This is a genomic window from Streptomyces sp. NPDC031100, assembly GCF_055570785.1.
Genome location: NZ_JBVIGN010000003.1, coordinates 16,291 through 29,907 on the forward strand (window position 1 = coordinate 16,291; position 13,617 = coordinate 29,907).

A 13,617-nucleotide genomic window follows, 5' to 3' on the forward strand; every position below is an offset into this window, starting at 1 on the left:
ACCAGGCCCGTTCGCGGCACGGACCCCGGGGTGTCCACCCGTGGTCACCCGCCTTGGGGATGATCGCACGGTCGGCGTACTCCATCGGCAGTAGGACCCAATGCGTGCTCAGGTACGACGACGGGAAGAGCCCCGAGCGGGCAGAGTGTTGACCATGGAAGCCGACCGTTCGCCGCGCCGGGCCCCGGGGTCCTGCCACATGCAGTGGAGCTGCAGATGAGCGCCCTCGCGTTGTCCGTGCTCCTGTCGTTCGTCTCCGCCGTCGCCTACGCCGGCGGAGCGATCGTGCAGGAGCAGGTCGCGGTGTCCTCTCCCGACGGGTCGTACATGCCGTTGCGCCGGGCCGGCTGGTGGGCCGCGATGGCGCTGAACGGGCTCGGCGGCGTGCTGCACGTCGTGGCGCTGGCCTGCGGCCCGCTCAGCCTGGTGCAGCCGCTGGGCGCGCTGACCATCGTCTTCGCCCTGCCCATGGCGGCGTTGTGCATCGGCCGCAGGGCCGGGGCGACCGCCTGGCGGGGCGCGATCATGGCCACGGTGGGTCTTGCGGGCCTGCTGTCCCTGGTCGGCTCGGCCGACGCGCACTCGCTCGACGCGGCCCAGCGTCTGGCCGGCGCGCTGGTCGCCGGCGGGGCGGTCGCGGCGCTGATGTGCGCGGGCCTGGCCGTGCACCGGCATCCGGCCGTGCGCAGCGTGCTGCTCGCCACCGCCTCCGGCATCGCCTTCGGCATGTCGTCGGTGTTCACCAAGACGGCCACGGTCGACTGGGACAGCGGGATGAGCCTCGGCGAGCTGTCGTCCCTCGCACTGATCGGCGTGTTCGCGACCGCCGGCGTCCTGCTGTCCCAGGCCTCCTACCGGGGCGGCGGCCTCGCCGCGCCGCTGGCCACGCTCACGGTGGTCAACCCGGTGCTGGCCGCCGCGGTCGGCATCATGATGTTCGGAGAGACGTTCCGCTACGGCACCACGGGCACGGTGCTCGCCCTGGGCTGCGGCGTGGTGGCCGCGGGTGGCCTGATCCTGCTGACGACGGAGCGGCTGGAGAGCGCCCCGGCTGCGGAGCCGGTCCCGGAGACCGCGTCCGACGCCGACGAGCTGCTCGCAAGCGTGCCGCGGCAGCGTACGGCCGCGGAGACGGAGCTGGAGGAGGCGCTTCCCGAGGCAGAGGCCGGAGAGATCGCGGCCGGGCCGGTGCCGCAGGACCTGAGCGCGCCGGTCGGCGCCAGCCTCCCGGACGTGATCCTGGCGGCCCAGGCCGACGACGGCGAGAGCGGCGGCGCCCCGTCGGCCGCCCCCGCTGTGCTGACGTACCCCCTGCTGTCCGCAAGCTACTTCATGCCGCTTCCCGTCCGGGACCGTACGCGGGTCAGATCCTGACGCCGCCGGCCCGGAGATAGGCGACCGGGTCGATGTCCGTACCGAAGCCGGGCCCCGTCCGCACCTCGAAGTGCAGATGCGGGCCCGTGACGTTTCCGGTGGCCCCCGAGCGGCCGATGCGCTGCCCCGCGGACACGCTCTGCCCGGCGCGCACGGAGATGGCGGACAGGTGGCCGTACTGGGTGTAGCGCCCGTCGGCGTGCCGGATGACCACCTGGTAGCCGTAGGACCCGCCCCAGCCCGCGGCGACCACGTGTCCGGCCGCCGCGGCCCGCACGGAGGTGCCGGTCGGCACGAGGAAGTCGATCCCGGTGTGGTAGCCCTTCGACCAGTGCGACCCGGCGACGTGGTAGCCGGTGCCGATGGCGGCGTTGACCGGGACGACGAGCGCACGGCCGGCGTGGGACGTCGAGTGATGGGAGGTCTTCTGCTCCGAAGGGGCTTTCTTCTTCGGGGCCTTGGGCTTGGTGTCGGTGTGCGTGTCGGTGTGCGTGTCGGATGCCGGGGAGGCGGTGGCGCGCAGGCTGAGCCGCTGGCCCGGCAGGATCAGGTCCGGATCGGAGCCGATGGTGGCGCGGTTGCCCGCGTACAGCCGGCGCCAGCCGCCCTGGACGTGGTGTTCGCCGGCGATGCCGGAGAGCGTGTCACCGTGCACCACCGTGTACATCTCCGCCTTGCCCGCGCGGGACTGCGGGGTGGTCTGCGGCTGTACGTCCCGCACCGAGGAGGTCTTCGCGGGGCGGGTCGCGGCGCTGTCCGTGTGTACGTCGGGTGTGCCACCACCCCGGGCCAGCCCGGCCCGCACCGAGCACACCGGCCACGCACCGGGCCCCTGTCCGTCGAGGACCTTCTCGGCGATGGCGATCTGCTGGTCGCGGCTCGCGAGATCGGCGCGCGGCGCGTACCGGGTGCCGCCGTACGCCTCCCAGGTGGACTGGGTGAACTGCAGTCCGCCGTAGTAGCCGTTGCCGGTGTTGATGCCCCAGTTTCCGCTGGACTCGCAGGCGGCGACCTTGTTCCAGGTGGACGCGTCGGCCGCGTCGGCGGTGCCCGCGGCGACCAGCGGGATCGCGAGGCCGGCGCCGCCCGCCGTGACGGTGAGTGAGGCGCGGTTGATCCTGTTCGGCTGGTACCGGCGATGCCGTCCGCGTACGGCCATGTCCGAAATCCCCTCGGCATGCGTCAGGAGCGGCAAAAGTAAGCGCCCCGAACAGGCCATGACAAGACGGCAAATCGGCCGCATGTGGTCACCAAGTGGCCGGGAAACGGCCCTCCTTGGCGGGATCGGCCGTGAGCGGTGGCCACAGTGAGGAGACGGGCGCCTTCCGTGCGTAAACAGTGCGTGGCGGGTCGGATGTGCGCTCGCCGTAGCGGCACGTCAGGATGGGCGAGGGCCCGTACGGACGGAGCCGTAGTCACGAGGCAGCTAGGGAGCAGGCGGTATGAGCACTTCAGCGCAGATCGGCGTCACGGGTCTCGCGGTCATGGGCCGCAACCTCGCCCGGAACTTCGCGCGCAACGGCTACACGGTCGCCGTGCACAACCGTACGGTGTCGCGGACGAAGGCACTGGTGGAAGGGTTCGGCACCGAGGGGGACTTCATCGCGGCCGAGACCGCCGAGGAGTTCGTGGCCGCGCTGGAGCGGCCGCGCAGGCTGGTCATCATGGTCAAGGCCGGCGGTCCGACGGATGCGGTGATCGAGGAGTTCGCCCCGCTCCTGGAGCCCGGCGACATGATCATCGACGGGGGCAACGCGCACTTCGCGGACACCCGCCGCCGGGAGAAGGCGCTGCGCGAGCAGGGCATCCACTTCGTCGGCATGGGCGTCTCCGGCGGCGAGGAGGGCGCGCTCCACGGGCCGAGCATCATGCCGGGCGGCCCGAAGGAGTCCTACGACTCGCTCGGCCCGATGCTGGAGAAGATCTCGGCGAAGGCGGCGGACGGGGCGCCCTGCGTGACGCACGTCGGTCCGGACGGTGCCGGGCACTTCGTGAAGATGGTGCACAACGGCATCGAGTACGCCGACATGCAGCTGATCGGCGAGGCCTACCAGCTGCTGCGGGACATCGCCGGGTACTCCCCCGCGCAGATCGCGGACATCTTCCGCACCTGGAACCAGGGCCGCCTGGACTCGTACCTGATCGAGATCACCGCCGAGGTGCTGTCCCACGTGGACGCGGCGACCGGCAAGCCGTTCGTGGACGTGGTCGTCGACCAGGCCGAGCAGAAGGGCACCGGCCGCTGGACGGTACAGATCGCGCTGGACCTGGGCGTGCCGGTGTCCGGCATCGCCGAGGCCGTGTTCGCCCGGTCACTGTCCGGTCACGCCGCGCTGCGGGCCGCTTCGCGGGATCTGGCGGGCCCGAAGCCCGAGACGCTGAGCGAGGCGGAGGCCGCCGCCTTCGCCGACCGGGTGGAGCAGGCCCTCTACGCGTCGAAGATCGTGTCGTACACGCAGGGCTTCCACGAGATCGCCGCGGGCAGCGAGGAGTACGGCTGGGACATCGACCTCGGGGCCGTCTCCTCGATCTGGCGCGGGGGCTGCATCATCCGCGCGGCCTTCCTGGACCGCATCCGCGCCGCGTACGACGCCCGCGCCGACCTGCCGAGCCTGCTGTCGGACGAGACGTTCGCGCAGGAGATCGCCGCCGCGCAGGACGACTGGCGCGAGGTGCTGATCGCAGCGACCCGGCAGGGGGTGCCGACGCCGGGCTTCGCGGCGGCGCTGGCGTACTACGACGCGCTGCGGGCCGAGCGGTTGCCTGCGGCGCTCACGCAGGGGCAGCGGGACTTCTTCGGGGCGCACACGTATCGGCGGGTGGACCAGGAGGGGGCGTTCCACACGCTGTGGGGTGGGGACCGGACGGAGGTTTCGGCCTAGGTCCTGTGCGCCTGCGGGGCGGGGGGAGCTGTCGTGGCGCGGGTGCGGGTGTGCCGTGGCCGGTCGCACAGTTCCCCGCGCCCTACGGCTTCCCGGGGGTTTCAGGTGAGGGGTGGGCCCGGTTCCGGGTTCGGTACGGGCTCGGGGCCCGGGGGGATCGGGGAGGGTGAGGGCTCAGGGGGGACCGGGGTCGGAGTGGGGGGCGGTGATGGGGGCTCCGGTGCTGGGGCCGGACCCGGTTCCGGGGGTGGGACCGGGGTGGGGTACGGGTCCGGTGGGGTGGGGCCCGGGACCGGTGGCGTTCCCGGGGATGCGGGGTCGGGGTACGGGTGCGTCATGGGAGGCCTCCGGGCGGTCGCAGGACGTCGCCTCTGGACTACTCCCCCGCGTACCCGGGCGGCGCTCGCCCACTCACCTGTGGGCACGTCCCGGGGCTCGCAGCCGGTCCCGGGACATGTGTCAGAACCGTCCCGGGTGAGCGCGCAGCCAGTCCTTCGCGGCCGCGAGCAGTTCCGGGTCGGCCGGCGGGGCCACCTCGGGGTGGCGTTCGGCCCACTTGACGACGTACGGGCACAGCGGGGCGACCGGGACGCCCTCGCGCTCGGCCAGGGCGTACAGCTCGCGGGCCAGGGAGCCCGCGATGCCCTTGCCCTCGTGGGCCGGCTCCACGATGGTGTGGACCGGGACCAGGGCGCGCGCGGGCGACTCGAGGACGAAGTACTCGATGTGGCCGGCGACTTCGCCCTCGCCGACAGCCTCCAGGCGGCCCGCCGCCCGGTCGTCGCGGATCTCGATGTCACTCATGGGCACGCACGCTCCTGGTCGTCGTCCGCCGGTCAGGCCCGTACGGCCTGCGGGCTGCGCTCCTGGTCCGAACCGGGCACCGGCTCGGACGGGTCGGCGCCGAGGGCCATGATCCGGTTCTCGGCGTCGACGTGCACGACCCGCGGCCTGAGCGCCCGCGCCTCGGCGTCGGTGACCTGAGCGTAGCTGATGATGATCACCAGGTCTCCGGGATGGACGAGGTGGGCGGCCGCCCCGTTGATCCCCACGACCCCGGACCCGCGCTCGCCCTCGATGACGTACGTCTCCAGCCGGGCGCCGTTGGTGATGTCGACGATGTGGACCAGCTCGCCGGGCAGCAGGTCGGCGGCGTCCAGCAGGTCGGCGTCGATGGTCACCGATCCCACGTAGTGCAGGTCGGCCTGGGTGACGGTGGCGCGGTGGATCTTGGACTTGAACAGAGTACGCAGCACTTTGGACTCCTGGAAGACGGCTCCCTGCCAGCTTTTTGCAGGTCAAGGGCGGTTTTCACTCTACACGGGCACGCGTAGAAGTCGATGATTGTGAGGAACATCGCTTCTCATCGGTGACAGGGCTCCCTGCCTGGGCTTCCGCGCCAACCTGGCTGTTGGGGGCCACCGACCAGGCGCCTGTTCGGACAGCCTTTTCAGGATGTTCGGGAACTGACGCTGACCAGATGCTGACTTATCTGACGCCGCATCAGGTACATGCGGGTCACGGGATGACTCACTGCCCGTGAGCACGCACTGCAGCCCGAAAGATTCGCGGGGGGTGCTTCTATCTGTTCGGTCAAGGTCTGTGGGCTTGGTCAGGCTGTTTGTTCGTGCCCGGGCTGGTAGAGGGTGCGGTGCCTGAGCATGGCGTGCAGGACGTCGACGCGGCGGCGGGTGAGGCAGATGAGGGCTGCGTTGTGGCGCTTCTTTTCCGCCCGCTTCCTGTCGTAGTAGGCCCGCGATTCGGGACTGCTCAGCGAGGCGAACGAGGCCAGGAACAGCGCGCGTTTGAGCATCGTGTTGCCGCCGCGGGGCGGTCCTTCCCCCGGGATGGAGGTCCCCGAACGACACGTGGTGGAGGTCAGTCCCGCGTAGGAGGCCTGGCGTCGCCGACCTCGGCCAGGATGCGGGCACCGGTCCTGACCACGACCCCGGGCATGGAGGTCAGGACCTTCGCGAGAGGGTGGGCCTCCAGCAGGGCGGCGGCCCGGGTTTCCAGGTTTTCCGGCGCTTGAGGGGGACCGCGAGGGCCTCGGCCAGACCGGAGATGATCTCTCCTGCCGAGTCGGTGCCGGGGACCTGGACAGTCTGCTCGGCCAGGGCGGCATGGATCTGTCCGGCCAGCTCCCGAGCGGTCCGCATCCGTGGGGCAGCGTCAGTCATGACCTGGATGAGCTCCTCGGCGGGGGCCTGAGCCAATGCGGCCGGGGAGCCGCAGGTCTGCAGCAGGGCCAGGACGGCCGGGTGGCGCAGGCGTGGTCCAAGGACGCGTTCGAGAGCGGGGGGATGGAGGTGAGTAGTCCGCGCAGCCGGTTGGAGGTGCGGGTGGCGTCCTGGGCGAGGTGGTCGTCGTATCCCAGGACCGTGGTCAGTTCGGCCCCCACGCGCTCGTCGGGGTCGATGGAGTGCAGCAGGTGGGGCATGGTGCAGGCGGCATCGGCGATGACGTAGGCATCGCGGGCGTCGGTCTTGCCGGTGCCGGGGTGCAGATCGGCCAGCCGGCGCATCGACAGGTCCGGGAGATTGGCAACTTCGCATCCACAAGCACGGGCGACGGTGACTGCCGAGGTGCCGATGGAGGCCGGTTGGTCGACCACAACCAGGACCTTCCCCTTGCGCTCCAGGCGGGCGAACAGCTCCCACAGCTGGGGCTCGCCGTTGGGCAGCGGCTTGTCGAAGGTCGTGCGTCCGTCGGCCGGCAGAGCCGTGCCGTGGTGGGTGGACTTGCCCGCGTCCAGGGCGCAGAACACATCGATCGAGTTGAAGTCGTTGCTGGTCACCGGGCTTTCCCTCCCCGGAGTCACAACCGGTGGCCCGACCGGCACCGGAGATCGGCAGCCAAATTACGCAGCCCTGCCTGTCGGCGGACACGCTTCCATCAGCGACCATCCGGTGCCGCCAAGACCGGCGACAGCACCCCGCGGATGATCAAGGACAGGGGCAAAGAGTCATACCGGCCCCGAGGGCCACGAACCCGAACCGGGCTCTACGAGGAAGGTAATGGGCGGTCCGCTGATCACTTGTCCGCACCATTCCGCTATCGCCCAGCCGCATCGCAGGTCTCCATCCCGCACAGCGATCCGAGTGTTGTCCAGCGGATCGTCAGCTGTTGATTCGGCTCAACCGCACCATCGGCGAACTCGCCTACGCCGGGGTGATTCCATTACAGCAGTTCCGTTGCGTACCCTTTTCAGGGCGGTCGGCTTCAGGTGGCGGGTAGAGGAGGCCTTCCAGGCCATGAAAGGCCTAGCCGGACTCGATGAACACCAGGTCCGCCGCTACCCACCCTGGAGCCCCTGGGTCACCCTCGCCATGTTCGCCCATGTTTTCCTTGCCGTCGCGCCCGCAGACGAGCACACACGTCGCACTGAGCCGGACGGCCTGGCCCGCCGAGCTACAACGAGAGCCGGCAACTGTTCCTCGCCATCACCGCCGACAGCCACAGCTCAAACATGAAGATCACGATCTACTGCTGGAGTGCCGGATGCGGCATGAAGCAGGCGATTGAGCTTTTGATCGAGACTGCGCGTGAGCGAAGGGTAGGTGTGCTTTCCCAGGTGCGTGTGTTCGAACACCCTGCGGAAGTCCCGGCCGAAGACCGGAGCAGCGGCCTGGAAAACGTCCGCTTCTCTCTCACCCAGAGTCTGCAGCACCGGAACATCGATGGGCCGGGTCTTGTCGAACACCCCGGCCCGCTCATGGGCAGGTGACCGCCACGCGGACATCGCGATGAAGAACCGTACGTCGCCCAGCCCCACATCAATCCCCAGAGCCTGACGGTGGAGGGCCGCAGAGACCGTCGCGGCGCCTTCACCGAATCCGGCGACACCGGCGAACGGTCCATGCGCCTCCGCGACCGATCGGAGGTATCGCAGGACCGAGTCCAAGGCCGTCCCGGGATCAGCGTCATCCATGTCGGCAGGAGTGCCGTGGTACCGGTTCCACAGCTCTGGAAAACCCGCCCGCCACTCCCGGTAGGTCCCCGTGACGTCGTAGAGCCCCTCCTCGGCCAAGGAGTCCAGGCCCCGGATCTCGAGTTGCTCGGCACTGGCGAACGCCGGCATCGTGTAGGGCGCGTCGGGAATGACGTACTCGAGGTCTTCGCGCCTGGTCCAACCGGCCTTCTTCAGCATGGCTCGGGCGAGGCGCCCGTCGGTTCCCCGGCCCGGCAGGAACAGCACCCTGTGGCGACGCGGCGCATAGATGCTCACCGAGCCGAAGTCGTCATGCCTGACCCGTCGCTCCACGGGAAATGCGGGATCCCGCCGGTGCAGCAGCGACATGGTGGGGGGCATCATGCTCCAGAGCCCGTCCCCCTCGTCCGCCGTCTCGCCCATCAGCGCGGCATACGCCTGCCACTCGGCTTCCCGCTCTCTCTGAAAGCGGTCGAACGGGCAGAGCTCCGCGGTGCGCGAGGCGACGTTCCTCTTCGCGCGCTCGATGAAATCCCACAACTCGACGAGCAACCGCTCGGACGACGACCTGCTCGAATCCTCGACAGCGATTCTGGTGAACAGCGCCTTCAGTTCTGCGGGGTTTTCACGGAAGTGCAGATAGACTTCGGCGAATGCCTGCAGGAAGAACACGTAACTGGAGCAGAGCAGAGACTTCGCTTTGCGGGGAATCTGTGCACCGTCGTTGTAGGCGAACAGGTTGGGGTCCCCGTCGATCCAGAGCCCTTCCACCTCGCTGTCCTCACCGAAGATCCTCGACAGGATGGTCCGGTCCGTGGTCGATCCCAGGCATTTGACCAGCACATCGGCCTTCACCTCCTGTCCGCTCTCGGTGACGACCGAGCGGGCCGACAGATGATCGATCTCGCTTTCCACGACGGTCACCTTGCCGCGCGCCTGTGCAAGGAAATAGACGTCCGAGGCAGCCGGGACCGTCGACTGGTCCAGGACGAAACTTCCGTCCGCGTCCCGGGAGAGCGAGGGAAGGTCCTCCATGTCCACGCCGCAGAGCTCGTAGAACGGCCGCATGATGTCGACGACATCGTTGAGCGGTGTCGCTCCGTCGCTCGAATTGATCACCCAGTTGCAGAGGGTGGACACCACCAGGTTGCGTCGCCGACAGACGATCGTCACATGGCGCGCACCGTTCTCCAGGGCCGTTCGCATGTTCTCCAGGGCGAAAGCGCCGTGTCCGACGATCACGACCGACGCGCCGGTGAACTTCTCCGGCGGTGTGTCGTCGGCGACCCCCAGCCCGATATGGCCCGTGAAGAGGTGCTCATCACGAAAACGGTGCCGCACGGGCCGGTGAAGTCCGCCCGTGAGGGCCGCCACGCCGGAGACGCGGACGGACTTGGTGACGCCTCCCTGCACATACACGGCCTCGTATTCCTGCTCCCGCACCTTCCTGACGGAGACCACTTCGCAGTTGAAGCGAATCGGCTCCTTCAACTCGGACGACACGGCGTTCGCATGCTGCAGGACCTCGCCCCTGCCCGGGAACACCGATCGCCATCGATGGTCGTCGTGGACCGTGGGCAACGCACTGTCGAAACTGTATGCGGGGGAATCGATCTGCACTCGGGAGTCTTTGTTGGCCAATGTGCTCCACACACCGCCCACACTGTCCCGCTTCTCCATCACTATCGCCGCGACGCCCATTTTCTCGAGTCGTCGAGCGAAGCCGATACCGCCCAGGCCCGCCCCTATGACCAGAACCGGCCGACGCGACGGGGCGGGCTCCCGTGAAGCGCCAGGACTACGGTGCGCGGGCTTGTGCTGCACAGGCGGCTGCCGCACGGGTTCCCGCCGAGCCGGGGCACGTTCGCTCGACCGTTTCCGCATCTGTTCGAAGACGTACCCCACCAGCGAGCGGACATCTGCCGACTCCACCGCGTATTCCGTCGGCAGCACGACTTCCAGGTCGGATGCGATCCTGTTGCGCAGCAGTACGCTGCCCAAGGAGTCCAGACCGGATTCCGACAGTGTGGCGTTGTCCTCGACCTGTCGTCCCACGGCCTCGCGGGCCGCCGTGCGAACGACCTGCTCCACGTTGTCGTGCAGCGGTGGCGACACCGGCGCATCGACGGCCTGCCGGGGGGTGAAGCGTGAAACGAAACGGTTCCTAAGCGACAGCGCGCCCCAATCCAGCGGGGAGACGCAGACCGCTCCCCGCTCGTTTCCGGCGAGCAGCCGGTTCAGCGCCGTGACCCCGAGATCGTTGCCGATCGCTCCGAACCCCGCGCTCCTTGCCCGTTCGACCGCTCCATGACGCACCGCGATGCCGGCATCGGACCACGCACCCCACTGGATCGAAAGAACGGGCTCACCCGCCAGCGACCACGACTCGGCCAACGCGTCCAGCGTGGCGTTCGCCGCGGCATAGCTCGCCTGACCGGCGGCACCGAAGAGCGAGGCGGCCGAGGAGAACAACACCAGGAATTCCGGTGGAGCGAACACGCTCCGAAGATTCTTCGCGCCCTCGACCTTGGCCCCGTAGGCCTGCCTCAGCTTCTGCTCCGACTGGTTCGCCAGCACCCCGTCGGCCAGGACACCCGCCGCGTGGATCACACCCGCCACCGTCGGCATCCCGGCCGTCGTCATGGCGTCCCGCGCTCGGCGAACACTACGCGGGTCGCTCACATCACACGTCATCGACTCGACCCGCGCCGATCGACGCAGCTTCGCGACCTCGGGCGGCACAGGGGATCCCGCGCGCGCCGACCGGGACAGCAGCACCACGTGCCGCGCCCCCCGGTCCACCAGGAACTCGGCCGCCACCAGACCCAGAGCACCCGAACCCCCGCTCACCACGTACGTCGCATCCGGACGGGCGGTGAAGTCACCGTCGCCGACGGTGTGCCGCCGCAGACGCGGCACCTGGAGCACGCCGGACCCGGTGAACCGGTAGTCCTCCTCCAGACGGTCACTCCGACTCAGGGTCAACGCTCGTGAGAGCCGCTCCCTCGATGCCTCGATGCAGTGAACCGACAGGTCGGACCGCTCCAGCCGGGCGGTCCGACCGAGCCCCCATAACCCCGCGTCATCGAGCGCACCCGGCGTCGGCAGGAACACGACCCTGCGCGGGGGCGACGGCACGCCCTCCGAACAGGCCTGCAGAATGCGCAGCCCCGCCGCCACATCAGCCTCTCGCCCGTCGCTCAGAACCGCGACGCAGCCCCAGGCCCGCTCGCGGAGCACATCGCCGAGCGAATCCGGGGCGCGCACCACGCGGTTGACCCACCCGCCCGGCAGATCGGCGTCGACGTCCGAAGCGGACAGCAGCACATGGGGGCCCGGCAGCGAAACCCCGGAGGGCCCTTCGGCCTCGACCCATGCCGTCGAGTAGAAACAGCCCGTGGCCGCGGACCGGGGCACGGCTGCCGTGGAAATACTCGTGGACGGACTGATCATGTCGGCACTCCCTGTTCGTACGGTTGGCAAAGGTCTGGATCCGGTGAACGGCAGGCGCCGATGTCAGCGGCCGGAAGTCTCACTCCTCCCGAGGTCCCGGAATTTCTTGGTAGCGATGTTGAGGCAGAGAGACGGCGACAGCCTGAAGAGCCACCAGAACAGCTTCCAGACCTCGGGAACCACGATGATTCCCTTGTTCCGGGCGACCGCGTCCAGAGACTTCTTGGCGAACTCCTCCGGTGAGATCGGCTTCTGCTCCTCCCACATGTCGCGTGTCATCTCACGGGTCACTCCCGGGACGCTGCGGCCGTACACGCCGCCCTCGATGAGGGGGGTCCGGACGACGCCCGGGCACAGCACGCTCACACGTACGCCGAGCTGGGCCGCCTCGATGCGCAGATTGTGCGAGAGGCCCACCACGGCGTGCTTGGTGGTGACGTACGAGGTCGTCCCCGCGCTCGGGACCAGACCCGCCAGGGAGGCGGTGTTCACGATGTGGCCGAAGCCCTGGTCGATCATGAGGTTGTACGCGGCCTGAACGCCGTTGACGACACCGACGACGTTGACGTCGATCATGCGGCGCCAGTCCTCGATGCGATAGTGCCGGGCCCCCGCACCCATGCCGTGGGTGATGCCGGCGTTGTTGAACAGATAGTCCAGACGTCCGGTCCGCGCGACGGTGTCCTTGACGAGCTGTTCGAACTTCGCATGGTCGGTGACGTCGAGCCAGGCGGCGGTCGCCTTCCCGCCGGCCTTCCGAAGAGCGGCGGCCACCTCCTCGGCCTGCTCGATCTGCAGGTCGGCAAGCACGACCTCACAGCCTCGGGCCACGAGTTCCTCGGCCAGCGCACGGCCGATTCCCGACGCAGCGCCCGTGATGACCGCGGTGGCGTCCCGATAGATTCTGATCTCGCCCGATGTCGACATGACCGGATGTCCTTCCTGGATCCCGTACTCGTGCTCAGCCACGTATGGAAGCTGTCTGCTCCTGAAATTCGCGGAGCGATTTCAGGTCCTGTCCGAAACGATTGATGGTGTGCACCGGAACAGAGCCGCTGCCCGGCGGCAGGATGTATTTCACGAACGTCGCGAGTGTCGCGCTGGGCCCGAGGTCGATGAAGGTCGCGTCGCCGGCGGCGGACAGCTTCTCGATGGTCCGCGCGAAATCCACCGGACTTCTCATGGCGGCCCAGATGCCGTCGGCCGTCACCTCGGCGACCCGGTCCGCCGAGGCGGACGAGACGATCGGGATCTTCGGCGGAGCCAGGGTCACGGTGCCGAGGAGGCCGCGCACGTGTTCCTCGACCGGGTCGATGAGTTCGGTGTGCACGCCGTGGTTGACCGGGAGCCGCTGGCAGACGATCCCCTCCTGCCCCAGGGAGCGTTCGAGCCGATTCACCGCCTCGACCCGACCGCTGACCACGAAGTTGCCGTCGAAGTTGCGTCCGGTGACCCAGCAGTCGGCGAACAACCCGGCATGGCTGCACAGGAGTTCTTCCGTGCCGAGGACCGCCAGCATCCCGGACAGCGGTGTCCGGTCCGCCAGCGTCCGGGCGAATTCCACGGCGAAGGAGATCCCGAGCTCCAGCGGGAGCACCTCCGCGACCACGGCCGCGGTGATCTCGCCCAGGCTGTAGCCCACCAGGACGTCGGGCCGGTGTCCCATCTCCTGCACGACCCGCGTGAGGCTGTACTCCACGCACAGCAGCGCCGCGTTGGAGTCCGCCAGGGAGTCGAACGGATCGCTCTTCGTTCGGTCCTGGTCGAAGATCGTGTCCACCACCGACTTACCGAGAACGGGGAAGGCGATGTCGTCGCAGTGCTCCAGCCAGAGCCGGTAGCGGGGGTGCTGTTCGTAGAGTTCGCGGGTCATGTGGAAGTACTGGGAGCCCTGCCCCGAGTACATGAAGACGGTCGGTCTCGTCATCGCCGCTCCTTTCGCGAGGCCTCGGTCGTGGGACAGGGGATGCCGCCGGG

At 69.1% G+C, this 13,617-nt stretch carries 8 protein-coding genes and 2 pseudogenes; 3 read left to right on the top strand and 7 right to left on the bottom strand.

Going from position 1 to position 13,617, the window contains the following annotated elements:
* The first annotated feature begins 216 nt into the window (after window positions 1–216).
* A complete protein-coding gene (locus ACZ5DS_RS08220; protein WP_468235151.1) occupies window positions 217–1,374 on the top strand; it encodes a DMT family transporter in 1,158 nt (385 codons plus the stop codon).
* On the opposite strand, the gene ACZ5DS_RS08225 is transcribed toward ACZ5DS_RS08220, so the two are convergent.
* Window positions 1,364–2,533, bottom strand: a complete 1,170-nt coding sequence (locus tag ACZ5DS_RS08225; protein WP_468235153.1) for a transglycosylase family protein — start codon at window positions 2,531–2,533, stop codon at window positions 1,364–1,366. The two genes, ACZ5DS_RS08220 and ACZ5DS_RS08225, sit on opposite strands and share 11 nt — an antisense overlap.
* Before the next feature lie 283 nt (window positions 2,534–2,816).
* On the opposite strand from ACZ5DS_RS08225, the gene gndA reads away from it, so the two are divergent.
* Window positions 2,817–4,256, top strand: a complete 1,440-nt coding sequence (gndA, locus tag ACZ5DS_RS08230; RefSeq protein ID WP_468235155.1) for an NADP-dependent phosphogluconate dehydrogenase — start codon at window positions 2,817–2,819, stop codon at window positions 4,254–4,256.
* Between the two features lie 459 nt (window positions 4,257–4,715).
* On the opposite strand, the gene ACZ5DS_RS08235 is transcribed toward gndA, so the two are convergent.
* The 3 genes and pseudogenes from ACZ5DS_RS08235 to ACZ5DS_RS08245 form a co-directional block, all read right to left on the bottom strand.
* Entirely contained in the window at window positions 4,716–5,060 is a 345-nt protein-coding gene (locus ACZ5DS_RS08235; RefSeq protein ID WP_468235157.1) for a GNAT family N-acetyltransferase, read from the bottom strand.
* Between the two features lie 32 nt (window positions 5,061–5,092).
* The gene (panD, locus tag ACZ5DS_RS08240) at window positions 5,093–5,512 is read right to left on the bottom strand and encodes an aspartate 1-decarboxylase (RefSeq protein ID WP_468235159.1); all 420 of its coding nucleotides are present in this window, start codon (window positions 5,510–5,512) and stop codon (window positions 5,093–5,095) included.
* 356 nt (window positions 5,513–5,868) lie between these two features.
* Window positions 5,869–7,053: pseudogene (locus ACZ5DS_RS08245) on the bottom strand (IS110 family RNA-guided transposase).
* Window positions 7,054–7,364: 311 nt separating this feature from the next.
* Here ACZ5DS_RS08245 and ACZ5DS_RS08250 point away from each other — a divergent pair.
* Window positions 7,365–7,657, top strand: a pseudogene (locus tag ACZ5DS_RS08250) (IS701 family transposase); the annotation flags it as partial.
* Between the two features lie 62 nt (window positions 7,658–7,719).
* Here ACZ5DS_RS08250 and ACZ5DS_RS08255 read toward each other — a convergent pair.
* The 3 genes from ACZ5DS_RS08255 to ACZ5DS_RS08265 form a co-directional block, all read right to left on the bottom strand.
* Window positions 7,720–11,640, bottom strand: coding sequence for an SDR family NAD(P)-dependent oxidoreductase (locus tag ACZ5DS_RS08255; protein ID WP_468235161.1), 3,921 nt, complete (start codon window positions 11,638–11,640; stop codon window positions 7,720–7,722).
* A 63-nt stretch (window positions 11,641–11,703) separates the two neighbouring features.
* Window positions 11,704–12,567 carry an SDR family NAD(P)-dependent oxidoreductase gene (locus ACZ5DS_RS08260; RefSeq protein ID WP_356117292.1) on the bottom strand — a complete coding sequence of 288 codons (864 nt, stop codon included), beginning with the start codon at window positions 12,565–12,567 and terminating at the stop codon, window positions 11,704–11,706.
* A gap of 34 nt (window positions 12,568–12,601) precedes the next feature.
* A complete protein-coding gene (locus tag ACZ5DS_RS08265) occupies window positions 12,602–13,567 on the bottom strand; it encodes an acyltransferase domain-containing protein (protein WP_468235162.1) in 966 nt (321 codons plus the stop codon).
* Window positions 13,568–13,617: the final 50 nt, after the last annotated feature.